This window comes from Stenotrophomonas sp. VV52, from assembly GCF_002893095.1.
Classification (GTDB): Bacteria; Pseudomonadota; Gammaproteobacteria; order Xanthomonadales; family Xanthomonadaceae; genus Stenotrophomonas; species Stenotrophomonas aracearum.
In genome coordinates this window covers 66,013-88,158 of sequence record NZ_PKQQ01000013.1, presented here as the reverse complement: position 1 = coordinate 88,158, position 22,146 = coordinate 66,013, and the positions used below count along the sequence as shown (strand labels likewise).

General features: G+C 66.4%; 24 protein-coding genes and 1 tRNA gene. 16 read left to right on the top strand and 9 right to left on the bottom strand.

Features of this window, described 5'->3' with window-relative positions; all coding sequences use genetic code 11:
• Position 1 precedes the first annotated feature (1 nt).
• Together C2U58_RS17695 and C2U58_RS17690 are read left to right on the top strand one after the other, a co-directional pair.
• Entirely contained in the window at positions 2-688 is a 687-nt protein-coding gene (locus C2U58_RS17695) for a response regulator transcription factor (RefSeq protein WP_102947051.1), read from the top strand.
• Positions 689-711: 23 nt separating this feature from the next.
• Positions 712-2,136, top strand: a complete 1,425-nt coding sequence (locus C2U58_RS17690; protein WP_070208480.1) for a sensor histidine kinase — start codon at positions 712-714, stop codon at positions 2,134-2,136.
• A gap of 32 nt (positions 2,137-2,168) precedes the next feature.
• On the opposite strand, the gene C2U58_RS17685 is transcribed toward C2U58_RS17690, so the two are convergent.
• Both C2U58_RS17685 and C2U58_RS17680 read right to left on the bottom strand, forming a co-directional pair.
• Positions 2,169-2,951, bottom strand: a complete 783-nt coding sequence (locus C2U58_RS17685; protein ID WP_102947050.1) for a M90 family metallopeptidase — start codon at positions 2,949-2,951, stop codon at positions 2,169-2,171.
• Positions 2,918-3,190: a hypothetical protein gene (locus C2U58_RS17680; RefSeq protein WP_102947049.1), complete on the bottom strand. Its 273-nt coding sequence runs from the start codon at positions 3,188-3,190 to the stop codon at positions 2,918-2,920. Before C2U58_RS17680 ends, C2U58_RS17685 begins: the two co-directional genes overlap by 34 nt.
• 136 nt (positions 3,191-3,326) lie before the next feature.
• Here C2U58_RS17680 and birA point away from each other — a divergent pair, with 136 nt between their 5' ends.
• The 4 genes from birA to C2U58_RS17660 all read left to right on the top strand — a co-directional run bounded on the left by birA (position 3,327) and on the right by C2U58_RS17660 (position 6,018).
• Positions 3,327-4,292 (top strand): bifunctional biotin--[acetyl-CoA-carboxylase] ligase/biotin operon repressor BirA, encoded by a 966-nt coding sequence (gene birA / locus C2U58_RS17675; RefSeq protein ID WP_102947072.1) that lies wholly within the window; start codon positions 3,327-3,329, stop codon positions 4,290-4,292.
• On the top strand, positions 4,289-5,026 hold the full coding sequence (locus C2U58_RS17670) for a type III pantothenate kinase (protein WP_102947048.1): 738 nt from the start codon (positions 4,289-4,291) through the stop codon (positions 5,024-5,026). The genes birA and C2U58_RS17670 overlap by 4 nt, the downstream gene beginning before the upstream one ends.
• Before the next feature lie 9 nt (positions 5,027-5,035).
• Positions 5,036-5,902, top strand: coding sequence for an SPOR domain-containing protein (locus C2U58_RS17665; RefSeq protein WP_102947047.1), 867 nt, complete (start codon positions 5,036-5,038; stop codon positions 5,900-5,902).
• 40 nt (positions 5,903-5,942) lie between these two features.
• A tRNA-Thr gene (locus tag C2U58_RS17660) sits at positions 5,943-6,018 on the top strand.
• Between the two features lie 55 nt (positions 6,019-6,073).
• Here C2U58_RS17660 and C2U58_RS17655 read toward each other — a convergent pair.
• The 4 genes from C2U58_RS17655 to C2U58_RS17640 form a co-directional block, all read right to left on the bottom strand.
• Positions 6,074-6,613, bottom strand: a complete 540-nt coding sequence (locus C2U58_RS17655) for an ATP/GTP-binding protein (RefSeq protein ID WP_102947046.1) — start codon at positions 6,611-6,613, stop codon at positions 6,074-6,076.
• Positions 6,610-7,563, bottom strand: coding sequence for a hypothetical protein (locus tag C2U58_RS17650; RefSeq protein WP_102947045.1), 954 nt, complete (start codon positions 7,561-7,563; stop codon positions 6,610-6,612). Before C2U58_RS17650 ends, C2U58_RS17655 begins: the two co-directional genes overlap by 4 nt.
• Before the next feature lie 54 nt (positions 7,564-7,617).
• Positions 7,618-7,977, bottom strand: coding sequence for a hypothetical protein (locus tag C2U58_RS17645; protein WP_070208473.1), 360 nt, complete (start codon positions 7,975-7,977; stop codon positions 7,618-7,620).
• A 76-nt stretch (positions 7,978-8,053) separates the two neighbouring features.
• Entirely contained in the window at positions 8,054-8,506 is a 453-nt protein-coding gene (locus tag C2U58_RS17640; RefSeq protein WP_102947044.1) for a hypothetical protein, read from the bottom strand.
• Positions 8,507-8,769: 263 nt separating this feature from the next.
• Between C2U58_RS17640 and rocF the strand changes: the two genes are divergently transcribed.
• The 3 genes from rocF (at position 8,770) to C2U58_RS17625 (ending at position 10,428) form a co-directional block, all read left to right on the top strand.
• Positions 8,770-9,693, top strand: a complete 924-nt coding sequence (gene rocF / locus C2U58_RS17635; RefSeq protein ID WP_102947043.1) for an arginase — start codon at positions 8,770-8,772, stop codon at positions 9,691-9,693.
• A 171-nt stretch (positions 9,694-9,864) separates the two neighbouring features.
• A complete protein-coding gene (locus tag C2U58_RS17630; protein ID WP_068848583.1) occupies positions 9,865-10,002 on the top strand; it encodes an entericidin A/B family lipoprotein in 138 nt (45 codons plus the stop codon).
• A 204-nt stretch (positions 10,003-10,206) separates the two neighbouring features.
• On the top strand, positions 10,207-10,428 hold the full coding sequence (locus C2U58_RS17625; RefSeq protein WP_070208476.1) for a CsbD family protein: 222 nt from the start codon (positions 10,207-10,209) through the stop codon (positions 10,426-10,428).
• Positions 10,429-10,529: 101 nt separating this feature from the next.
• Here C2U58_RS17625 and C2U58_RS17620 read toward each other — a convergent pair whose 3' ends face one another.
• Positions 10,530-11,354, bottom strand: a complete 825-nt coding sequence (locus tag C2U58_RS17620; protein WP_102947042.1) for a hypothetical protein — start codon at positions 11,352-11,354, stop codon at positions 10,530-10,532.
• A gap of 109 nt (positions 11,355-11,463) precedes the next feature.
• Between C2U58_RS17620 and C2U58_RS17615 the strand changes: the two genes are divergently transcribed.
• From C2U58_RS17615 to C2U58_RS17600, 4 genes are all read left to right on the top strand, one after another.
• The gene (locus C2U58_RS17615) at positions 11,464-12,762 is read left to right on the top strand and encodes a tryptophan--tRNA ligase (protein WP_102947041.1); all 1,299 of its coding nucleotides are present in this window, start codon (positions 11,464-11,466) and stop codon (positions 12,760-12,762) included.
• A 60-nt stretch (positions 12,763-12,822) separates the two neighbouring features.
• Positions 12,823-13,161 (top strand): hypothetical protein, encoded by a 339-nt coding sequence (locus C2U58_RS17610; RefSeq protein WP_102947040.1) that lies wholly within the window; start codon positions 12,823-12,825, stop codon positions 13,159-13,161.
• Between the two features lie 37 nt (positions 13,162-13,198).
• A complete protein-coding gene (locus C2U58_RS17605; protein WP_102947039.1) occupies positions 13,199-14,131 on the top strand; it encodes an MBL fold metallo-hydrolase in 933 nt (310 codons plus the stop codon).
• Between the two features lie 74 nt (positions 14,132-14,205).
• The gene (locus C2U58_RS17600) at positions 14,206-15,858 is read left to right on the top strand and encodes a M28 family metallopeptidase (protein WP_102947038.1); all 1,653 of its coding nucleotides are present in this window, start codon (positions 14,206-14,208) and stop codon (positions 15,856-15,858) included.
• Positions 15,859-15,952: 94 nt separating this feature from the next.
• Here C2U58_RS17600 and C2U58_RS17595 read toward each other — a convergent pair whose 3' ends face one another.
• Complete coding sequence (locus C2U58_RS17595; RefSeq protein WP_102947037.1) at positions 15,953-17,287, bottom strand: MFS transporter; 1,335 nt, start codon at positions 17,285-17,287, stop codon at positions 15,953-15,955.
• Between the two features lie 181 nt (positions 17,288-17,468).
• Between C2U58_RS17595 and yedA the strand changes: the two genes are divergently transcribed.
• The 3 genes from yedA to C2U58_RS19915 all read left to right on the top strand — a co-directional run bounded on the left by yedA (position 17,469) and on the right by C2U58_RS19915 (position 20,408).
• On the top strand, positions 17,469-18,371 hold the full coding sequence (gene yedA, locus C2U58_RS17590) for a drug/metabolite exporter YedA (protein WP_102947036.1): 903 nt from the start codon (positions 17,469-17,471) through the stop codon (positions 18,369-18,371).
• Between the two features lie 5 nt (positions 18,372-18,376).
• On the top strand, positions 18,377-19,279 hold the full coding sequence (gene rarD / locus C2U58_RS17585; protein ID WP_253256783.1) for an EamA family transporter RarD: 903 nt from the start codon (positions 18,377-18,379) through the stop codon (positions 19,277-19,279).
• Between the two features lie 685 nt (positions 19,280-19,964).
• Positions 19,965-20,408 carry a hypothetical protein gene (locus C2U58_RS19915; RefSeq protein ID WP_146033495.1) on the top strand — a complete coding sequence of 148 codons (444 nt, stop codon included), beginning with the start codon at positions 19,965-19,967 and terminating at the stop codon, positions 20,406-20,408.
• Here C2U58_RS19915 and C2U58_RS17580 read toward each other — a convergent pair.
• Positions 20,405-21,937 carry an MASE1 domain-containing protein gene (locus C2U58_RS17580; RefSeq protein WP_102947035.1) on the bottom strand — a complete coding sequence of 511 codons (1,533 nt, stop codon included), beginning with the start codon at positions 21,935-21,937 and terminating at the stop codon, positions 20,405-20,407. The two genes, C2U58_RS19915 and C2U58_RS17580, sit on opposite strands and share 4 nt — an antisense overlap.
• Positions 21,938-22,146 lie beyond the last annotated feature (209 nt).

Genomic DNA, 22,146 nt, shown 5'->3' with positions numbered 1-22,146 from the left:
CATGCGTATCCTTCTGGTCGAAGACGAAGCCCCGCTGCGGGAAACCCTTGCAGCCCGGCTCAAGCGCGAAGGCTTTGCCGTCGATGCCGCACAGGACGGTGAGGAAGGTCTGTACATGGGCCGCGAAGTGCCGTTCGACGTAGGCATCATCGATCTGGGCCTGCCCAAGATGTCGGGCATGGAACTGATCAAGGCGCTGCGCGACGAGGGCAAGAAGTTCCCGGTGCTGATCCTTACCGCCCGCTCGAGCTGGCAGGACAAGGTCGAAGGGCTCAAGCAGGGCGCCGACGATTACCTCGTCAAGCCGTTCCACGTCGAAGAGCTGCTGGCACGCGTCAACGCGCTGCTGCGCCGCGCTGCCGGCTGGAGCAAGCCCACCCTCGAATGTGGCCCGGTCGCGCTGGATCTTGCGGCGCAGACCGTCAGCGTTGCAGGCAGCAACGTGGACCTCACCAGCTACGAGTACAAGGTGCTCGAATACCTGATGATGCATGCCGGTGAACTGGTCTCCAAGGCCGACCTCACCGAACACATCTACCAGCAGGACTTCGATCGCGACTCGAACGTGCTGGAAGTGTTCATCGGGCGCCTGCGCAAGAAGCTGGATCCGGACGGCGAGCTCAAGCCGATCGAAACCGTGCGTGGCCGTGGCTACCGCTTCGCGATTCCGCGCAACCACGAGGGCTGAGCCGCTGGTGCGGTGACGGGATGATGTCAGGCCGTCTGTGGTTCTTTAAACGCTGGCGGCCGCGCTCCCTGCAGGCGCGCCAGCTGCTGGCTGCCAGTGTGAGCCTGATCGCCTTCCTGGCGATCGCCGGCTATGCGCTGGATGCGGCATTCGCCGACACCGCGCGCGCCAACCTGCGCGAGCGGTTGAAGAACTACGCCACCGCGTACGCGGCCGGCATCGATTTCACCCGCGACCGCTCGTTGTACATCCGCGAGCAGCCGCCGGATCCACGCTTCGACGTGCCCGGCAGCGGGCTGTACCTGCAGGTGGTGATGCCGGACGGCAAGGGCAACTCGATGTCCGCCGAAGGCCCGATGCTGCCCACCGTGGGCGGCGGCCTGCTGGCCCCGCGGCAGGAAGTGTTCGAAGGCCCGCTGCCGATGATCCAGATCGATGGCAGCCAGGGCTCGGTGTACCGCTACGGCCTGGGCCTGGTGTGGGACGCCGACGCCGATCCCGCCACCGAATTCCCGTACACCATCTACGTGATGGAAGACTCGCGCGCGCTCGGTGCGCAGCTGCGCGTGTTCCGTGGTCGGGTGTGGTTCTGGATGGGTGGTGCCGGTCTGATCCTGCTGCTGTTGCAGACGGTGATCCTGCAGTGGAGCCTGCGCCCGATGCGCCGCGTGATCACCGAGCTGACCAAGGTCCAGCGCGGCGAAACCGAGCGCATGAGCGAACGCCACCCGCGTGAGCTGGAACCGCTCACCGACAGCATCAATGCCTTCATTGAGAGTGAGCGCGAAAATCTCGAGCGACAGCGCAACACGCTGGCCGATCTCGCGCACAGCCTGAAAACCCCGCTGGCGGTGCTGCGCACGCAGCTGGATAGTGGTGCCCAGGACCAGGACCTGCGCGAAGAATTCGACGTGCAGCTGCGACGCATGAACAACCTGGTGGGCTACCAGCTGGCGCGTGCGGCATCGTCCGGGCACAAGCTGTTCTCGGCACCGTTGCCGATCGAATCCAACGCCGAGGAAATCGTGCGTGGGCTGGAGAAGGTCTACGCGTCCAAGGGCGTGCTGTGCGAGTTCGACATCGACGAGGCCGCGCGCTTCCACGGCGAACCGGGCGATCTGCAGGAACTGCTGGGCAACCTGCTGGAGAACGCCTTCAAGTGGGCCAACCGCCGCGTGCTGCTGACCGCCAAGCCGCTTACGGAGCGGGGCGTGCGTCGCGCAGGCTTGCTGCTTTCGGTGGACGATGATGGCCCGGGCATCGCGCCGGAAGACATCGCCAAGGTGCTGCAGCGTGGCGTGCGTGGCGACGAACGCGTGCAGGGCCACGGCATCGGGCTGTCGATCGTGCAGGACCTGATCAAGGACTATCGCGGCGAACTGCAGGTGAAGCGTTCGCCGGAACTGGGTGGCGCGCGGTTTGAAGTGAAGCTGCCGCCCGGCCCTTAGTCGGTAGGTACCGGCCGCTGGCCGGTACACCCTCAAAACGAGGGCGAAGCCCCATAGAACCTGCGCAGGTGCGCTGCCACTGCTGGCATCTCCTGCTCCAGCAGGTCCGGCGCGGAAAAGTGGTACTCGGTCGCCACCGCGAAGAACTCATCCGGTGCTTCAGCCGCATACGGGTCGATCACCGTCTCCTGGCCATCATCCACCTGCGCGCACAGCGCATCGAACGCCTGCTGGAAATCGGCGGCCCACTGCTTCTGCCAGTCGCGCGGCAACGGCGGGGTGCCATCGAGCACGCCGTCCAGCACATCGATCCGATGCGCCATCTCATGCACCACCACGCAGGCCCCTTCATGCGGGTGCTTCAGCTCGGCCTGCACGTCATGCCAGGACAGCAGCAGCGGCCCGTTGTGCGAGACCTGGCCGATCGCCTCTTCTTCCCACTCGTGCAGCACCCCGTCTTCGTCCATCTCGCTCTGCGGCACGATGAAGCCTTCGGGATAGACCAGCACCTGCGACCAGCCGCGCAGTCCCACTTCACCCAGTTCCAGCAGCGGCAAGCAGCACAGCGCGGCGATCAGTACCGCATCATCGTCGCCCAGCTGCAGTCCGCCGATCGGCGTGATGGTCTTGTCGTGCAGGAACGCAGCTGACAATTCGCGCAGGCGCTGCCGTCGTTCGGCCGGCAAACCGCGCAGCCACGCGCTACGCTGGCAGGTGCGTTGCCAGGACGTTTCAGGAATGGGACGCGGCGCGGACCGCAGCCAGCGCAACAACGACTGGATCAGCGGAACATGCCCGGCAGGAAGCTGTGCCATTTCGGTGCACGCAGGCGCGGCAGCACCTCATCGTCGCCGCCACCGCCGGTGCTGACCGGTGCGGCGGCGCTGGGCTTGACCGTGGCCGGCGCCGGGGTTGCCGGTGCGGCGGCGGGGGCCGGGCGCTCGCTTTCCGCTGCCGAATACACGCAACCGCCCCGCCCCGAGCTGGCCATCGCATCGGACGCATGCGCGGCAAGGGGAGCCAACAGCAGGATCAGGCAATGGGCGTGGCGCATCGTCAAAGTCCGTGAAGGGGCGAAAACGGTCAATCTTCGATTCTAGCCCGATTCACGGCGTCGATTGGAAGCCTCCCGAAAAGCGCGTTCGGCCGCTTTCCCGCATACTTTTCCCGATCAACCGATGGAAGCTGCCGTGGACGACCGCCAACTGCTGGCCAAACTGGGCGCCGGGCGACTGTCCGGCGACGCGCTGGCGCGCGAGCTGGGCCAGACCCGTGCCGCCATTTGGAAGCGGATTCAAGGACTTAGGGCGGCGGGCATCGAGGTCGATGGGCGTGCCGGCGACGGCTACCAGCTGCAGCAGCGGCTGGACCTGCTGGACGCGGCTGCGATCCTGAATGCGCTCAACCCCGCGCAGCAGGCCGGTCTGGAAAGCCTGGATGTGTCCTGGTCGGTCGGGTCGACCAATACCGAATTGTTGCGGTGCAGCGCGCCCGAGCGCGGCGCACGGGTGCTGCTGGCCGAACGCCAGACCGGCGGCCGCGGCCGTCGCGGGCGGGCCTGGGCCTCGCCGCTGGCGGCGCATGTGTACCTGTCGGTGCTGCGCGGTTTCGCCGGTGGCCTGTCGCGGCTGGGCGGGCTGAGCCTGGTCGCCGGCGTGGCGGTGGCCGAGGCGCTGCGCGCGCACGGCGTGGCCAACGTGGGCCTGAAGTGGCCCAACGACATCGTGGTCGACGGCCACAAGCTCGGTGGCCTGCTGGTGGAAGGTGGCGGCGAATTCGCCGGCCCGGCACGCGCGGTGATCGGGCTGGGCATCAACGTGCGCATGCCGGCCGCGTTCGCCGCGGAGATCACCCAGCCGTGGACCGATCTGGCCACGCTGCTCGGCGACGAGGTCAGCCGCAATGACGTCGTGGCGTGGTTGCTGGCCGCATTGCTGCCGGCGCTGGACGCATTCGAGGGCGACGGACTGGCGCCATTCCTGCCGCGTTATGCCGCGCTGGACAGTCTGGCCGGACGCAACGTGCGGGTGGACGATGGAGGCGTGCTGCATGAAGGGCAGGCACTGGGGCTGGCCGACGATGGTGCGTTGCGCGTGCGCATCGACGGCAGCGAACGCGTGTTCCATGCCGGGGAAGTCAGCGTGAGGGCGCAATGAGCGACTGGTTGTTCGACCTGGGGAATTCGCGGTTCAAGTTCGCACCGCTGCAGGGCAACCGCGCCGGCGACGTGCAGGCCTGGCCGCACGGTGCCGAAGCGATGCCGACCGATGCGCTGGCGCTGCTGCCCAGCGGCGACACCGCGTATGTGGCCAGCGTGGCTGCCGCGTCGCTCACCGCCAGCATGCTCGAGGTGCTGCAAGCACGCTTCAAGCACGTGCGGGTCGCACGCACCGAAGCCAGTTGCGCGGGCGTGCGCATCGCATATGCGGACCCGGCGAAGTTTGGCGTGGACCGCTACCTGGCCCTCATCGCCGCTGCCGAACGCAGCGAGGCGGTGCTGGTGGCCGGGGTAGGCACCGCGCTCACCATCGACCTGCTCGATGCCGACGGCCAGCACCATGGCGGGCGCATCTCCGCCTCGCCCACCACCATGCGTGAGGCCCTGCGCGCGCGCGCGGTGCAGTTGCCCGCGCAGGGCGGCGACTACAGCGAATTCGCCAACGACACCGCAGATGCGCTGGCCTCCGGCTGCGACGGTGCCGCCGTGGCGTTGATCGAACGCAGTCGCATGCAGGCGGCCACCACGCTGGGCGCGGTGCCGGCGTTGCTGGTCCATGGCGGTGGTGCACCCGCATTGCTGCCGTTGCTGGGCGACGCGCAGTTCCAACCGGCGCTGGTCCTGGATGGCCTCGCGCGCTGGGCGGTGCACCAGCCACCGGCGGCGCGGTAGGATCGCCGCATGCTTACCCGTGCCCTGATCGTCGTACTGGCCATCCTCAATGTAGGCGTTGCGCTGTGGTGGATGCTGCGCGGTGACGCTGCGCCAGCACCGCCCCCCGCCCCACCCACCGGCGTGGCGCAGCTGCAGCTGCTCGAGACGCCGAAGGCGGCCGCGCCGGCAGGCGCGCCAGCAGAAGCCCCGGATGCCGCAGGTGCCGCATTGACCGACGCCACCCCGGCGGCCACCAATGGCGCTGAAAAGCCGGCCTCCGAAGTAGCGCCGGGCTCTGCCCGGCCGCCTGAACCGCGCGCGACCTCTCCGGCGCAAACTGCTGCTTCTGCTTCTGCTTCTGCTTTGACGGCCGCCCCGGCAGCGCCCGCACCGGCGACGCCATCTCCGGCCCCGGCTCCCGCCCCCGGCCCGCTCCAATGCATCAGCCTCGGCCCGTTTGCCGATCGCGACACCGCCATGGCCGCCCAGTCCAAGGCCGGCGCGCTGGTCCAGCGCTCGCGCCTGCGTGAGACGGCCAAGCCCGGCGCCAGCAGCACCTACCGGGTGATGATGCCGGCCGCCGCCAGCCGCGAAGAGGCGCAGGCCACGGTCAAGCGCATTGCCGCCGCCGGCATCAGCGATTACTACATCATGGCCCAGGGCGAAGACGCCAACGCCATCGCGCTGGGCCAGTACCGCAACCGCGAAGGCGCCGAGCGCCGCTTGGCCGCCCTGAGCGCGGCCGGCTTCAATGCCCGCCTGGTCGGCGGCAGCGCCGGCACCGCGCAATGGTGGGTCGACGCCGCCCTTGCCGACCAGGCCACCCCCAGTGCCGTCCGCCAGCGCAGCGGTGCCGCCCAGCAACGCTCGCTGGAATGCGCAGGCTTGCGCTAGAATCGCCCTCCGCGCCGGCCAATGCCGTCGCCGTGCCTTTGCCGGCATAGCTCAGTTGGTAGAGCAACCGCCTTGTAAGCGGTAGGTCCCCAGTTCGAATCCGGGTGTCGGCACCATCGATGTCACGGCGAGCATCCGCCCGTAGTGCCGGCCGCTGGCCGGCTCCTCGACTCAATTCGTTTCCGCGTACCGATACGACAGCAGCGACTTCACCAGGAAGGTCACCTGCGTTGCCGAGCGCGCGTCCACGCGCATGACCGGCAGCCGGTGTCCAGCCTCGAAAAGCGCATTGCGGAATTCGGGAATGAGCAGCGCGGGGTGTTCGTCGGTGCGGGTCACGCCCACCGCCAGGCTGGCGTCCGGCGCGATACGCGAGAATTCCTGCAGCAGTTCCACCGTGGAGGCTACCGGGTCGGGATGACCGGCGCTGACCAGCACGATCACGCCAAGCGCGCCTTCGCAGACCATCGGCCACATGAAGTCCAGGTAGCGCTGGCCGGGGACGCCGTACACGTGCAGCAGTTCGCCGTCGTCCAGTTCGATCGAGCTGTAGTCGAGCGCGACGGTGGTTTCCACCTTGTCGCCCATCGCGTCTTCGCTCATCGGCATTTCAGTGCTGACCGGCTCCACGTCGGAGATCGCACGCACCGCCGTGGTCTTGCCGGCGCCCATGCTGCCGACGAACACCAGCTTGTTGGCGGGCAGGCTCATGCCGAATTCCCCTGGAACAGGTTCAGACCGAAGCGGCGCGCCACCCACGAGAAGAAGCGCGAATCACCGGCATCGCGGCGGCGGGAAGGAGGGGTCACGGCAGGCTCCTGGTTCAGTGCGAGGCCACTGGCAACAGCAGCGCAGAAGAGGGATTGCACCGTGTCGCGCGGGATCTGGCAAGCGGCGGCGAGTGCACTCGCCTGCCACGGCCGGGCATGCAGGCAGGCGATGGCCAGCAGCCAGGTGCCCGGCACATCCTCGGCGGTGAGGTCGGGCCAATGGCGCAGCTTCAGTGCGGTGTGCTCGGCCACCGGCGGCAGCAGCTCCGGGCGATGGCGCGCAATGCAGAAATACAGCGCTTCGAACGAATGCCGCTGCGGCAGTCGGTACGCATACTGGTGCTGGAAGGTGGGCGCATCAATCGCCTCGCCCGACCAGGCGATGTCATCCAGCTGCGCAACCACGTCGGACAACGTCGTTGAGGGTGCCAATCCGATGCTGCGCGTGGCCGTATCCACCAGCACGGTAATGCCACCGCGCTGCAGCAGGCGCAACGCCGGTCTGCCGGTTGCGGACGCCAGCTGCAGCAGCAACGGCACGCCCTGCACCGGGCGCTCCACGCTGGGCGCAGCCAGCAGCAGGCTGGACAACTGCTCGTTGATGGCACGCACGGTTGCGCCGTGCGGCAGGCGGCCGGGTGCCGGGTCGGCGAAGCGACGCGCGATGGGAAGGACCGGCACGTTCAATGCGTGCGCTTCGCTGAGCGCGCGCGCCGAATCGGCATGGTCCAGTCCAATCACCAGCAGGTCGCAGCTGTCGGTGGACCACGGCTGCAGCACCACGTCCATGCGCTCGGCGAGCAGCATCGAACTGGCCAGCTTCAGGCGGGTCTGGTGCAGCACGTCCAGCCCGACGGCGGATATGCGGAAGGAACGGGTGGGGGTATTCATGGGGTGTGGCGCGGAACGGATGCAACGGCCGCAGCGCGGCCGTTGCAGCGTCGATCAGCTGAAGTCCAGGGTCTTCTCGAAGGCCTTCAGTTCGTGGCGCGACATGGCCAGGTTGGCCTTGCTGCGGTCCATCACCACGTACAGGAACAGCAGCGGGTTGCTTTCCAGCGGACGGATCAGGTGGTACTGCGTGGTAAGGGTGATCAGCAGGTCTTCGAGCGTGTCCGACAGGCCCAGCGACTCGGCCACGCGGCGCTTGGCACGCACCACTTCGGTGTTGCCGGCCGCAGCCAGTTCCAGGTTGATGTTGCCGCCGCCGACCATGGCCAGGGCCATGCCGCTGTCACCGTCGACTAGGGCGGCGCCGACGAAACCGGCGAGCGAGTTGAGCTTTTCCAGATTGAGATTGGGCACGTAAATCCTTTTTACTTCAGGCAGTGGGAGGGGCAGGCGAACGCCTGCCGGAAGGGCACAACGAAATCGGAGGGGCTCAGGCCGCGCGGTCGCGCAGCACGGCATCAAGACGGTTGGCGCACTCGCGCGCATGGAACAGCAGCACCGCCATGTTGACCTCGTGGCTGGCCACGGCGGTCAGGGTCAGCGGCTTGTCGGCGGCAATGCGGATCAGCACCACGTTGCCCAGCTTGGTGCAGATGGTGGCGTAGTCCGCATCGCTCAGCGCCAGTTCGCGCGACACGGTCTCGCCCAGGGTCAGGAACGAATTGGCCATCGCCGCCAGGCGGCGACCGTCCACGCCCAGCGAGGAATCCTCGGCCACGGCGCGGCCGTCGGCGGTGGAGAGCATCAGCAGGCTCAAGCCCCGCTCGCGCTCGCGCGACTGCTGGAACACCGCTTCGATGGCGGCAACGTCATACAACTGCCGGGCCGGTTGGCTCTCGCCACTGGCATTACGGACGATCTGGTGGATGCTGCTGCGCTGCACGTACTGCCCCCTGAGACAAAACGAAAGACAGACCAACCCTTTGCGGGTTAGTCAATCAGTACTGCGAAGAAGTGTGAAATGTAGCACGTAAATTTCGCCAGAACGGCTAACGTAAGATGAACCGACCGTTTCTTTGCAATGTGTCAAACCATTGACACATAAGGCTTTCACGCCGCGCGACGTCCTCCGCTGCTGCGCCGCCGCGCGTGTTTCGGCGGCACCGTCACTAGACTGGTCTGATTTTCCGTGTGTGTGGAGTCAGCATGAGCAAGCGTCAACCTGCGGTGTCCCTGATCGGCGTGCCGACCGATATCGGCGCCGGCCACCGTGGCGCCAGCATGGGCCCGGAAGCCCTGCGCATCGCCGGCCTCGTCGACGCGCTGGAGGCGCGCGGCGTGGACGTGCGCGACTGCGGCGACCTGGTGGGCCCGCGCAATCCGTGGACGTCGCCAGTCGAAGGCTACCGCCACCTGGACGAGGTGGTGGAGTGGAACCGCGTGCTGATGGACGCCACCTACGCCGAGCTGCAGGCCGGCCGCCTGCCGATCATGCTGGGCGGCGACCACTGCCTGGGCATCGGCTCCATCACCGCTGTCGCCCGCTGGTGCCGCGAAAAGGGACGCACCCTGCGCGTGCTGTGGCTGGACGCGCATTCGGACTTCAACACCAGCGAGGTCACCCCGTCGGGCAATGTGCACGGCATGCCGGTGGCCTGCCTGTGCGGGCTCGGCCCGGACGCGCTGACCCGCCTGGGTGGCCACGCCCCGGCGATCTCCCCGCAGCAGGTGCGCCAGATCGGCATCCGCTCGGTGGACCAGGAAGAGAAGCGCCTGATCAAGCAGCACAAGGTCGATGTGTATGACATGCGCTACATCGACGAGGTCGGCATGAAGCGCGCGGTGGAAGCGGCGCTGGAAGGCGTGGACGAAAACACCCACCTGCATGTGAGTTTCGACGTGGACTTCCTGGACCCCAGCATCGCTCCCGGCGTGGGCACCACGGTGCCGGGCGGGGTGAATTACCGCGAGGCGCAGCTGGTGATGGAAATGATCGCCGACACCGGCCGCATGGGCTCGCTGGACATCGTTGAACTCAACCCCATTTTGGACGACCACAACGCCACCGGGTCGCTGGCGGTGGACCTGGTGGAGAGCCTGTTCGGCAAGTCCACCCTGATGCGCGACTGAGGCGCCTGGCCGGTTCCCGGCGCGTGGCTGAACAGCCGCGCGCCGCGTTCACATCGATTGCACGCGCCAGACCCCAGATTGCACATCACGCGGCGGCAATGCCACCGCGATCTGCCAAAGGCAGGTGGGGCCGGAATTCGGTAGTGACGTTGAACTAATCAGGAGAACCCTATGAAGCGTGTTATTGCACTGATGCTGTTGTCGATGGTTTCGCTGGCCATGCTGTCGGGTTGCAACACCGTTGCCGGTGCCGGCAAGGATGTGCAGAAGGCCGGGCAGTCGGTTGAAGACGCCGCCAAGGGCAACTGATCCAACGATGCAGGCCAGCCTCGCGCTGGCGTGCAACGAAGAATGGCCGGGATTCCCGGCCATTTTTTTTTGTGATTTCCGCCGCTTTTTCTGCCATTCAATGAAGTGAGCGCGCGCTTCATCCGCGCTTGACCGCCTGGAAACACGCGTTATTGCATCCTGTTCCTGCGGCGACATTGCCGTTGCACTACAGGACGCGAACCCATGAACAAAGACATCATTTCCGGCAAGTGGACGCAGCTGAAGGGTAAGGCGCAGGCAAAGTGGGGCGACCTGACCGATGACGATTTCAAGGTGGCCGAAGGCAATGCCGAATACCTGGCGGGCCGCCTGCAGGAGCGCTATGGCTGGGCGCGCGATCGCGCCGAAAGCGAGGTCAAGGACTTCGAAGCCTCCATGCGCAAGGATTACCCGGATTTCCACTGACTCGCAGCGCGGGCCAGCGCGGTGCAGTACCGCGACGAGGGTATGAAACCGGAACGGGCCGCATTGCGGCCCGTTTTTTCGTATGCGCGTACCCGTCCGGCTCAGCGCCAGCCGTACGCGGGGGGGTCAGGCACGAAGCGGTTGGGAAACGCCTGAGGGCCGCTCTCGTTGCTGCGGTACCGGGTCGGAATGACGCCCCGCGCCACCAGGTTGCGCTCGCTGTCATAGCGGATGTCCACGCGCTGCGCGGGCAGGCGGCTGGCGCGTTCGAAGGTGGTACTGCCCGAATACGACGCTTCGCGCGGGCCGTGGCCGGTGCCCAACGCGGGCGCCGGCGCAGCGGCCACTGAGCCGCTCGCCCGGGCCGACGGCATCGCGCTGTCGGCGGCGGCTTCGGCCGATGCCTGCACCTGCACCCGGCTCTTCTCGCGTGGCACCGGCGGCACGCGCGGGGTCGGTGGCACCCAGCGCTCGGCCTCGTTGAACACCGCGATGCCGATCACGCCGATGTTGTCCGGGCGGCCGGTGCGGTCGGCGTAGCTGTTGCCGGGGTGGGTGAACACGAACTGCGCCACCTCCCGCTGCGACTTGCGCCAGCCGGTGATGTCCGCGCTCTGCCAGGGCTCCAGCACGTAGCCGGTCTGGTCAGGCGAGGCCACCTCGCCGTTGATCACGTTCAGGCCGTCCACAGACAGCACCACCAGCACCCGCTCGGGGCTGTTGTTGCGCAGGCGCACCGCGTACGGCGTGCCCTGGCTGCCGGCCACCCAGCGCTGGCCGCGGTGCTGCCAGGTGGGCAGTTCCCGCTGCTGGTCGCGGTCGACCAGGCTCAGGGTGACCGGGCCGGCGTCGGCACGGGGCGGAACGGCGGGTTTGAAGCCACACAGGGCCAGCACGGCAAGCAGGGGCAGGGTCAGGCGTTTCATGGCAGGGGCCTTCGCGGTTGGGTATGACCTTCAACGCGCCGGGCCGGCCAACGGGGTTGGGCGTGGGCAGGTAAACTGGGGGCGTTCAACTGCCTGTAATGATTCCCACATGACCACCCGCGTTCTCACCGGTATCACCCCCTCCGGCACCCCCCACCTGGGCAACTATGTCGGCGCGATCCGCCCCGCCATTGCCGCCAGTGCCGCCTCGGACATCGAGAGCTTCTTCTTCCTGGCCGACCTGCACAGCCTGATCAAGGCGCAGGAGCCGGAGCGGACCCAGCGCTCGACCCTGGAGATCGCCGCCAGCTGGCTGGCGTGCGGGCTGGATCCGGACAAGGTCTGGTTCTACCGGCAGAGCGACATTCCCGAAACCACCGAGCTGATGTGGTTCCTGACCGTCATCGCCAGCAAGGGCATCCTCAACCGGGCCCATGCGTACAAGGCGGCGGTGGACAAGAACCGCGAAGAACAGCTGGACGAAGACGCCGGGATCAGCGCGGGGTTGTTCATGTATCCGGTGCTGATGGCCGCCGACATCCTGATCTTCAAGGCCAACCAGGTGCCGGTGGGCCGCGACCAGATCCAGCACATCGAAATGGCGCGCGACTTCGCGCAGCGCTTCAACCACGTGTACGGCAAGGAATACTTCCCGCTGCCGGACGTGGTGATCGACGAGCAGGTCGCCACCCTGGCCGGCCTGGACGGCCGCAAGATGAGCAAGAGCTACCACAACACCATTCCACTGTTCGCCCCGCGCGCGGAACTGAAGAAGCTGGTGTTCTCCATCCTCACCGACTCGCGCGCACCGGGCGAGCCCAAGAGCACCGAAGGCTCGGCGCTGTTCCAGATGTACCAGGCCTTCGCCAGCCCGACACAGACCGCGGCGTTTGCCCAGGCCTTCGCCGACGGCATCAGCTGGGGCGACGCCAAGCAGCAGCTGTTCGAGCGCATCGACGCCGAACTGACTCCGCTGCGCGAGCGCTACGACGCGCTGATGGCCGAGCCGGAGAAGATTGAAGCGCTGCTGCGCCGTCGCGGCCAGCAGCTGCGCGAGCAGTGCGCCATTCCGCTGCTGAAGGAACTGCGCCACGCGGTGGGCCTGCGCGACCTCTCCACTGCCGGCAGCATCGCCGCGGAAGACGGCGGCGTGGCGCGCGCTGCGCCGCCGCTGTTCAAGCAGTACCGCGAAAAGGATGGCCGCTTCTACTTCAAGCTGCAGGCCGGCGACGGCACCCTGCTGATCCAGAGCGAGGCCTTCGATTCCCCGCGCGACGCCGGCCAGCTGATCGGCGTGCTCAAGCAGGCCGAGCAGGGCGACCAGCTGCAGAGCGAGCTGTTCAAGCTGGAAGTGGAAGTAGACGTGGTGCTGGCCGCGCTGCAGGAGCTGCGCGACCAGTCCGCCTGATGCGGTGCGTGCGGTAGCCATCGACCGCTGGTCGATGGAAACGTCAACGGAGGAAACACGATGGCCTGGTTGTCGTTGGTGTTGTTCCTGCCCTGGTTCATCCTGCTGGGCACCTTGTACTGGATGTTCCCCCGCCAGCCGCGCAACACCGCGCGGCGCCTGTTCGACGGCGCCGCGCTGGTGCTGGCGTTCGTGCTCAGCATTGCCGCCATGCTGTGGGGCCACCATATCGGCGTGGTGCAGAGCGACGCCGGCCCGATCTGGCGCCAGGTGCTCGCGGTGCTTTACGCCTACGGTGCGTTCCTGGGGGTGATGGTGGCCGCGCTGCTGCTGCGCGGCAGCTGGCTGGCCCAGCGTGCGACCAAAGCCGCATCGAAACCGGCCGCCGGTTCGCCCTAGACTGGGTCGGTATACCGTTTCTGCCAGGGATGAGCCGATGTACGTGGACCCCAGCATCTTCACCATCGACACCGCGTTCCAGCGCAATGACTTCGACGCCGCCTACCTGATCGTCGAAAAGGGCCGCGCCGCGTTCATCGACTGCGGCACCGGCCTGGCCGTACCGGCCATGCTCGCCGCGCTGGAGCGTGCGGGCTGCACCCCGGAACAGGTGGACTGGCTGGTGCTTACCCACGTGCACCTGGACCATGCCGGCGGCGCCGGCCTGCTCATGCAGCAGCTGCCCAACGCCACGCTGGTGGTGCACCCGCGCGGCGCACCGCACATGGTCGACCCCACCCGCCTGGTCGCCGGTGCCACCGAAGTCTATGGCGCCGAGGAAATCGCGCGCAGTTATGGCCCGGTATTGCCGGTGCCGGCCGCGCGCATCGTGATTGCCGAAGACGGCCACCGCGTCGACCTGGCCGGGCGCAGCCTGCTGTGCCTGGACACGCCCGGGCATGCGCGCCACCACCTGTGCGTGTGGGACGAACGCAGCCGGAGCCTGTTCACCGGCGACACCTTCGGGCTGTCCTACCGCGAGCTGGACAGCGCACGCGGCGCTTTCATCGTTCCCACCTCCTCGCCGGTGCAGTTCGACCCCGAACCGCTCAAGCAGTCCATCGCGCGCCTGCTCGCCTTGGAACCGCAGGCGGTATACCTCACCCACTACGGCCGCGTGGAGGATATCCCCGCGCTGGCCGCCGACCTGATCGAGCAGATCGATGCGATGGTGGAAATCGGGCGCCAGTGCGATGAGCGCCCCGACCGCCATCGCTGCCTTGTCTCGGCACTCACCGCGCTCTATCTGGAGCGCGCGCAGGCGCACGGCTGCCGCTTGGACGATGCCGCAGTCGAGCGCATCCTCGCCATGGATATCGAGCTCAACGCACAGGGCCTGGCGTGCTGGCTGGACCGCGACCGGCGCTGAGGCGTGCACGGTAACTGAAGTGTCACGTTACACTTTGGCATTCCGTTCTTTTTCTGGTGTCTGCCGTGAATCCGATGCGCATGCTGCTGTTGTCGTCCTGTCTGTTCGTCGGCGGGCTGGCCCACGCGGCCAATGACCTGCCGGGCGGCGGCATCGACCCCGAAGCGCTGTCGCGTCACGTGCGGATCCTGGCCTCGGACGAGTTCGAAGGGCGCGCCCCGGCCTCGCCCGGCGAAGAGCGCACCGTGCAGTACCTGATCGAGCAATTCCGAAAATCCGGGCTGCAGCCGGGCGGCCCGGACGGCAGCTGGGTGCAGCCGGTGCCGATGGTGCGCGCCTCGGTCGACGGCCCGGTGCGCGCGGCGCTGCGCCAGAAGGGCAAGGCGCGCGCGCTGGAAAACGGCGTGGATGTGACGATGCAGAGCCTGCGTCCGCAGGCGTCGGTCGACATCAGGAACGCACCGCTGGTGTTCGTCGGCTACGGCATCGACGCGCCCGAACGCCAGTGGGACGACTACAAGGGCGTGGACCTGCACGGCAAGATCGCCGTCATGCTGATCAACGACGCCGATTTCGAGGCTGATCGCCCGGGCGCCTTCGACGGCAAGGCAGTCACCTACTACGGCCGCTGGACCTACAAGTTCGAGGAAGCGGCGCGACGTGGCGCACAGGGCGTGCTGATCGTGCATGAAACCGCCCCGGCGGCGTATGGCTGGGCCACGGTGAAGAGCTCGGGCACCTCGCCGCTGTTCGACATCGAGCGCACCCCGGAGCAGGCGCTGGCCCAGCACGTGCCGCTGCGGGGCTGGATGCAGCGCTCGGTGGCCGAGCAGGTGTTCCGCGACGCCGGGCTGGATTTCGAGGCGGAGAAGCGCAAGGCCATGACCCCCGGCTTCCAGCCGGTGGTGCTGGGCGACGCCACGCTGTCGGCGCAGTTCAAGCTCAAGCGCGAGCAGGTGGTCACCCGCAACGTGGTCGCCAAGCTTCCGGGCGGCGCGCATGCGGATGAGGCGGTGATCTTCTCCGCGCATTGGGACGCGTTCGGCATCGGCCAACCCGACGCCAAGGGCGACAAGATCCGCCGCGGCGCGATCGACAACGCCACCGGCGTGGCCACGGTGCTGGAGCTGGGCCGCGTGTTCGCGGCCGGCCCGCAGCCGCAGCGCACGCTGTACTTCGTAGCGCTCACGGCTGAAGAAAAGGGCCTGCTGGGTGCCAATTATTACGCCGCCCATCCGCTGGCGCCGCTGGAGAAGACCGCGGCGGTGATCAACATCGAGATGTTCAGCCCGGACGGCGCCACCCGCGACATCGCCTCGTGGGGCAAGGGCCGCGTCTCGCTGGAAGGCGACCTGGAGCGCGTGGCCAAGGCCCGTGGCCGCAGCTACAGCCCGGATCCGAACCTCGAAGCCGGCTTCTTCTACCGCGCCGACCACTTCGCCTTCGCCCGCCTGGGCGTGCCGGCGATCACCATCGGCCCGGGCCTGGACAAGCTGGAAGGGGGCGTGGAAGCCGGCAAGGCATTGCGCGAGAAGTACTTCGCCGACTGCTACCACCAGGCCTGCGACGCCTGGACCCCCACCTGGGACCCGGCCGGCCACGCCGCCGACACCCTGCTGGTCTACGACCTGGGTGCCGAGCTGGCCAACAGCCGCCGCTGGCCGCATTGGGAAGAGGGTTCGGAGTTCCGCCAGACCCGCGAGCGAAGCGACGCTGTGCGTCGCTGAGCGGTAGTGCCGGCCGCTGGCCGGCAACCAGGTAAATCCAAACGCAAAAAAAGGCCGGGGCATGCCCCGGCCTTGTCATTTTTCCGATCCGGAATTATTTCAGGGTGCCATCCAGATAGTTCGGCCCCTTGTTCTTCAGGAAGAACACATACACCACCAGCGACACCGCGATGATCGCCGTGACGTAGATGGCGAAGTCGCCCACCCGGTCGGTCTTCAGCGCGCCCTGGTACAGCAGCGGCGCGGTACCACCGAACAGCGAGTTGGCCATTGCGTAGCCGAAGCCCACGCCCAGCGCACGCACGTGGGTCGGGAACAGCTCGGCCTTCACCACCGCGTTGATCGAGGTGTAGCCGGTGAGGATCACGAAGCCGAGGGCCAGGGTCAGGAAGGCCCACAGCGGGTCGTGCTGGTTCGGCAGCTGGGTGATCAGGTACCAGCTGTACAGCACGCCGCCCACGCCGAAGAACACCAGCAGGCTCTTGCGGCCCACGATGTCCGAGAGCCAGCCGCCAATCGGCTGCAGCACCATCAGGAAGGTCAGCACGCCCAGGTTGATCAGCGTGCCGGTCATCACGTCGGTACCGGCAAAGGCGCTCTGGATCATCTTCGGGCCGTTCACCGAGTAGGTGTAGAAGGCCACGGTGCCACCGGCGGTGATCAGGAAGCACAGCAGCAGCGGGCGCCACTGGTGCACGAACAGCTCGTACATCGAGCCCGACGCCTTGGCGCGGCCTTCGCGGGCGGCTTCGATGGAATCTTCGGTCAGCGACTCATCCATCGTGCGGCGCAGCCAGAACACCACGATGGCGGCCAGGCCACCGATGCCGAATGCGATGCGCCAGCCCCACGCCGAAATTTCCGGCTTGTCCCAGAACAGCAGCATGGTGAACAGGGTCAGCTGTGCCAGCACATGGCCACCGACCAGGGTGACGTAGTGGAATGAGGACAGGAAGCCGCGACGGCCCGGGATGGCCGCCTCGGACATGTAGGTGGCGCTGGTGCCGTACTCGCCACCGGTGGCGAAGCCCTGCAGCAGGCGCGCGAATAGCAGGATCAACGCAGCCCAGCCCCCGATGGTGGCGGCGGTGGGGGTCAGCGCGATCAGGAACGAACAGGCGGCCATCATGGTCACCGACACGGTCAGCGCCAGGCGGCGGCCGTAACGGTCGGCGAAGCGGCCGAAGTACCAGGCGCCGATCGGGCGCATCAGGAAGGTGGCGGCGAAGATCGCCCACACATAGATGGTGGAGTTCTTGTCGGCAGCCGAGAAGAACTGGGATTCGAAGTAGACCGCGAACACCGAGTAGACGTAGACGTCGTACCACTCGACCAGATTGCCGGCCGAGCCCTTCAGGGTGTTGGAGATCGAACGTTTCAGCGCGGCCTTGTCATTGGCGGGCGCTGAAAGGGTAGGGGAGATGCTCATGCTGGAAAACGGTCCTCACGATGGAGCGGTGGTTCTAGGCAGTTTTTACCTTACCCCACGTGCATGACCGGTGGGCATTGCACCATGTAACTAGTCCGGGCACGACAGCGTGCCGCCAGAAGGCATGCCGCGCCTGCAGCAAAGGCCTAGAATCCCCTCTCCCCCCGCCCGCTGGTCCCGTATGGCCGCCACCCCCGCACCCCCGCAGGCCGCTCCCCGCAGCGGCCTGGTCGTCCTGGCCCTGCTGCTGGTGTACGTGGTCTGGGGGTCCACCTACCTGGGCATCCGCTTCGCCCTGGAGGGCGGCGCGCTTCCGCTGACCACCGTCTCCGGGGCCCGGTTCATCGTGGCGGGCAGCCTGATGTACGCCGTGCTGCGCTGGCGCGGCCTGCCCGCGCCGACCGGCCGGCAGTGGCGCAACCTGGTCATCATGGGCCTGACCATGCTGGTGCTGGGCAACGGCATGGTGGTCTTGGCCGAACGCACCGTCTCCTCCGGCCTGGCCGCCACCGCCGTGGCCTCGGTGCCGCTGTGGATGGCCCTGTTCGGCGCCATGCGCGGCCAGCACGCCACCCGCGGCGAGTGGCTGGGCATCGCCATCGGCTTCCTCGGCGTGGTCTGGCTGAATGCGGGCAGCAGCCTCACCGCCTCCCCGCAGGGCCTGGTCCTGCTGCTGATCGCCCCGATCGGCTGGGCGTTCGGCTCGGTCTGGGCGCGTGGTTTGGACCTGCCCAGCCCGTTCATGACCGCTGCCGGCCAGATGCTGTGCGGCGGCGTGATGCTGGTCGCCCTCGGCCTGGCCACCGGCGAGCGCCCCACCACCTGGCCCAGCATGAATGGACTGCTGGCCGTGGCCTACCTGTGCATGTTCGGTTCCATCGTCGCCTTCACCGCCTATGTGTGGCTGCTGCAGAACGTACGCCCGGCGTTGGCCGCCAGCTATGCGTACGTCAATCCGGTGATCGCGGTGCTGCTGGGTGCGCTGATCGGCCATGAGCATTTCGGCCCGCGCGACCTGCTGGCCATGGGCGTGATCCTGGCAGGCGTGCTGGTGCTGACCCTGGCCCGGACCCGCCGCAAGTGAGCGCAGTGGAAAGGACGCCCCTGCAGGAACAGCGCCGTGGCCTGGCCATCACCGCCTTTACCTTCACCCTGTGGGGCCTGGTGCCGGTGTACTGGCACCTGCTCAAGGCGGTGCCCTCGCAGCAGATCATCGCGCACCGCATCATCTGGAGCACCGTGCTGGTGGTGGCCTGGCTGCTGATCAGCAACGGCACCGGCTGGTGGAAGCAGATCGCCGCGCAGCCGCGCGCGTTGCCCACGCTGGCGCTGAGCAGCCTGGCCATCGCCTTCAACTGGGGCCTGTACATCTGGGCGATCAACGCCGGGCACGTGATCGAAACCAGCCTGGGCTACTTCATCAACCCGTTGGTCAGCGTGGTGCTGGGCGTGGTGGTGCTGAAGGAACGCCTGCGCGGCCTGCAATGGCTGGCCGTGGCCTGCGCGGCGCTCGGCGTGACCTGGCTGACCGTCGATGCCGGCACCCCGCCGTGGATTGCGCTGGGGCTGGCCTGCTCGTTCGGGCTGTACGGCCTGCTGCGCAAGTTGATCTCGGTGGACCCGGTGGCCGGGCTGGGCATCGAAAGCCTGTACCTGTTCCTGCCGGCCATCGGCTTCGCGCTGTGGAGCGAGGCCGGACACGGCGGCGGCTTCTTCGGCGGCTGGGGTTGGCGCAACGACCTGCTGCTGATCCTGGGCGGCGCGGTCACCGCACTGCCGTTGATCGGCTTTGCCTATGGCGTAAAGCGCATCCCGCTCTCCCTGGTCGGAATCCTGCAATACATCGCCCCCAGCCTGGGCCTGCTGCTGGGCGTGTTCTTCTTCCGCGAACCGTTCGACAGCGCCAAGGCGATCGGTTTCGCCGCGATCTGGGTAGGCCTGCTGCTGTTCGTCTCCGACAGCGTGTATCGCTCGCGAAAAATCCCCCGGTAGAGCCACGCCCTGCGTGGCTGCGCCAATTTCCGATTTTGTTCAACGTGCTGCAGAACCCGCGCGCATAGCATCGCGCGCACCAGCCATTGAAGAATCGGAGGTGCACGGTGCTGAAGCTGTCTGCGCGTTACCTGTGTCCGCTCATCCTGATGATGACGTCTCCGCTCCCCGCATGGGCGCTGTGCTGCCCGGGCGACATAAAAGACCCCATGTCTGCGAGTAGTGGAATAGGGCAGGCCCAACCTTCCGAGACAGATGTCAGTCTTGATCGGCAGTGGGCCGTTCATACGTTCGAACGTGATGGAGTTGGATACCTGCAGGTCAGTGAAAAGGCAGGAGCGGTGCAGTTCATCATCGGAAGATCGGGAGCGCACTACTGGGTCCTGCCCGCGGGCCCGACCGATACCAGCATCGCCTTGCCCTCGGACCATCGCCCATCCGCGCCGGCGCACGCACGCGAGGTGTACCGGCATCCTGATTTCAGGCTGCTTGTGAGTGGTTGGGGAAGCGCTGCAAACTGGTGGGTGGAAAACGCCTCCGAGCAGCCCTAGCAAGCTGGGCAGACACCCGGTAGAGCCACGTCCTGCGTGGCTGCGCGAGATTCCGACTTTCTTCATCGTGCTGGCGCCTGGGGGCAAATAGCATCGCGCGCATCGTATGACGAACAGTCCGGAGGTCCACGGTGATGTTTCTTTCCACCCGTTACATCTGTCCTTTCATCCTGATGCTCGGTTCACCGCTGCCTGCGTGGGCTCTGTGTTGCCCAGGGGATGCGAACGTCATCAAATATGCCGAAACTGGGATTGGACAACCACAGCCCTTCGCCACCGATCTGAGCGGTGACTCAAGGTGGCGAGTCCATGCATTCGAACGAGACACCGTCGCCTACCTCCAAGTGAGCGACGCGGCAGGCGAACTCGTGTTCATAGTCGGAAACTCAGGAAACCAGTTCTGGCTGTTGCCTGCGGGTCCGGCTGACACCCTGATCAACCTTCCATCGAGTGACTCCGTGACGGCACCGGTGGTGGGTGCCACTGAAGTCTACCGAGCGGATCACTTCCGGCTGCTGGTAAGCGGCGCAGGCGGCGTGCCTGTTTGGTGGGTAGAGAACGTGCCGGCAACTCGCTAGCAGTCGGATGACTCGACGAAGCACAATCGAATTCGATTGCGATGGCAATGAACTGTGCCGCCATAAACCTGTGTGCGTCCGCTGAGTCGCCCAGTCGCCATGGTGGCAGTGGTTCGTGAAAGCTGGTGACGTGGATCAGTCGAGCCAACGGTGACCATCAGGCCTCGGACAGGGCCGAACCAGCCACTCCGTGCTCGAATCTTCAGCTGGCCCCGCTCATTCTCAAGAAGAATGGACACTGCCTCGGTCACTGCGCGGTATGCGGTCAGTTGAAGGTCCAGGCTGAGGCGACAGGGATCGCCTGCGAGATGCGGTTCAGCGAGGCGGTCATTCCTGTCCAGAGCATCGAAGACCCCGCCAGCCTGCAGTGCGAGATAGAGGCCAACATGCTCGACAATCGTGGGGTAGATCATGGCCGTCTCCTCCCGGAACCTCTGAGAATGCACAGCCGCTGCATCGAGGAGTTCCGAGGCCATTTCAGGATGTCCGTGAATCCTGAGCCACTCGACGGTCATGCTGAGCGACGAATCCAGACCATCACCAATCTTCCTGAGATTGAGAGCGCGCATGCGCAACCGTCGCTCGTGCGTGGCGTCGGAAGAGCGGGCGTTGGCAATGGCTTGCTTTCTTGCGTTCGAGTGATGGCTGTACTTGCGACAGTAGTGGGTGATTCTGGATCCAAGAGAAAGCAGGGCGCTGCAGGATATTGCGATGATCAGCTGCGCGTTGAAAGAGTGGGGATCGAATGATTCCGGAAGCCCGCTGACATTCGTGTTGATACGTATGACCATGCTCATCACCGGCATTGCAATGGCAGCTCCCCACCAGCCTTGAAGGCAGGTTAGTGCGACGACTGGCGGGGCCATGAGTAGCTGCATCGTCGTCCTCTCCGCTGCTGTCTCCTGGGGGATCAGTGTCAATCCTGCGCAACACGCCAGCAGCAAGAGTGTCGCGTAGACGACAGGCGGCCTGCTCCATGACGGCCAGTCAATATCGCGACGTCTTTTCCATAACAGAGCGAGTGGCGCGACTGTCATGATGGCAATGTAGTGGCCAAGAACATAGCGCGCAGAAAGAGCAAGGAATCCACCCGATGGTGGCGATGGCCATAGAAGGTGGGCCAGCGAGAGGTTGCCGATTCCTATCAGCAGGGCAGCCATGCCTGCGATGAAGAGTAGCCAGGTATCGCTCCTCGCTTCGATAAGGCGGCGACTCCAGTACACGATGAGAGCGGCAACGGGGAGCTGATATGCCGATGCGATGAACACCCACTCTGGACCGTACCTGTCGAGCATCGGGAGGCGGATCAGGCCAAGATACGCGTAGTCGCCAAGCAGAAGATATGGCCAACCCCGGACAGGCAGCATCAGTAATGCCGCTATCCGGATGCCCGCTGGAAGGAAAAACTGATCCAGTGAAACCTGCCTTGCCGCCCAGCACGCCGCGGCGTAGAGCGCAGCTATGAACAGTCCTTCGGGGAGAGTGCGCGCCCATGGCATAACCGCGCTGACAAACGTTCTTCCCGACATCCATACCCTCCTGAGGTGGGCCGCTGTCGCATTCCGTCTGCGCTGCGTGCCCGTTTCGAGGGCGGGAAAGTAGCGGTCGAAGCAGTGGGTCGCAATGGAGATTCGGAAATTTCAGACAAAAGTGAGCGGTGTTGCCCGATTCCATTGAAGCCCGTCACAGCGCCGGTTTGACGCACGTTCCAGAACGAGGCATCAGCCGAGCCATACGC

Excerpts from the sequence above, each read along its gene's own strand:
- C2U58_RS17695 (WP_102947051.1), top strand. The coding sequence starts at position 2 with ATGCGTATCCTTCTGGTCGAAGACGAAGCCCCGCTGCGGGAAACCCTT.
- C2U58_RS17690 (WP_070208480.1), top strand. The coding sequence starts at position 712 with ATGTCAGGCCGTCTGTGGTTCTTTAAACGCTGGCGGCCGCGCTCCCTG.
- C2U58_RS17685 (WP_102947050.1), bottom strand. The coding sequence starts at position 2,951 with ATGGCACAGCTTCCTGCCGGGCATGTTCCGCTGATCCAGTCGTTGTTG.
- C2U58_RS17680 (WP_102947049.1), bottom strand. The coding sequence starts at position 3,190 with ATGCGCCACGCCCATTGCCTGATCCTGCTGTTGGCTCCCCTTGCCGCG.
- C2U58_RS17670 (WP_102947048.1), top strand. The coding sequence starts at position 4,289 with ATGAGCGACTGGTTGTTCGACCTGGGGAATTCGCGGTTCAAGTTCGCA.
- C2U58_RS17665 (WP_102947047.1), top strand. The coding sequence starts at position 5,036 with ATGCTTACCCGTGCCCTGATCGTCGTACTGGCCATCCTCAATGTAGGC.
- C2U58_RS17655 (WP_102947046.1), bottom strand. The coding sequence starts at position 6,613 with ATGAGCCTGCCCGCCAACAAGCTGGTGTTCGTCGGCAGCATGGGCGCC.
- C2U58_RS17650 (WP_102947045.1), bottom strand. The coding sequence starts at position 7,563 with ATGAATACCCCCACCCGTTCCTTCCGCATATCCGCCGTCGGGCTGGAC.
- rocF (WP_102947043.1), top strand. The coding sequence starts at position 8,770 with ATGAGCAAGCGTCAACCTGCGGTGTCCCTGATCGGCGTGCCGACCGAT.
- C2U58_RS17630 (WP_068848583.1), top strand. The coding sequence starts at position 9,865 with ATGAAGCGTGTTATTGCACTGATGCTGTTGTCGATGGTTTCGCTGGCC.
- C2U58_RS17625 (WP_070208476.1), top strand. The coding sequence starts at position 10,207 with ATGAACAAAGACATCATTTCCGGCAAGTGGACGCAGCTGAAGGGTAAG.
- C2U58_RS17620 (WP_102947042.1), bottom strand. The coding sequence starts at position 11,354 with ATGAAACGCCTGACCCTGCCCCTGCTTGCCGTGCTGGCCCTGTGTGGC.
- C2U58_RS17615 (WP_102947041.1), top strand. The coding sequence starts at position 11,464 with ATGACCACCCGCGTTCTCACCGGTATCACCCCCTCCGGCACCCCCCAC.
- C2U58_RS17610 (WP_102947040.1), top strand. The coding sequence starts at position 12,823 with ATGGCCTGGTTGTCGTTGGTGTTGTTCCTGCCCTGGTTCATCCTGCTG.
- C2U58_RS17605 (WP_102947039.1), top strand. The coding sequence starts at position 13,199 with ATGTACGTGGACCCCAGCATCTTCACCATCGACACCGCGTTCCAGCGC.
- C2U58_RS17600 (WP_102947038.1), top strand. The coding sequence starts at position 14,206 with ATGCGCATGCTGCTGTTGTCGTCCTGTCTGTTCGTCGGCGGGCTGGCC.
- C2U58_RS17595 (WP_102947037.1), bottom strand. The coding sequence starts at position 17,287 with ATGAGCATCTCCCCTACCCTTTCAGCGCCCGCCAATGACAAGGCCGCG.
- yedA (WP_102947036.1), top strand. The coding sequence starts at position 17,469 with ATGGCCGCCACCCCCGCACCCCCGCAGGCCGCTCCCCGCAGCGGCCTG.
- C2U58_RS19915 (WP_146033495.1), top strand. The coding sequence starts at position 19,965 with ATGTTTCTTTCCACCCGTTACATCTGTCCTTTCATCCTGATGCTCGGT.
- C2U58_RS17580 (WP_102947035.1), bottom strand. The coding sequence starts at position 21,937 with ATGTCGGGAAGAACGTTTGTCAGCGCGGTTATGCCATGGGCGCGCACT.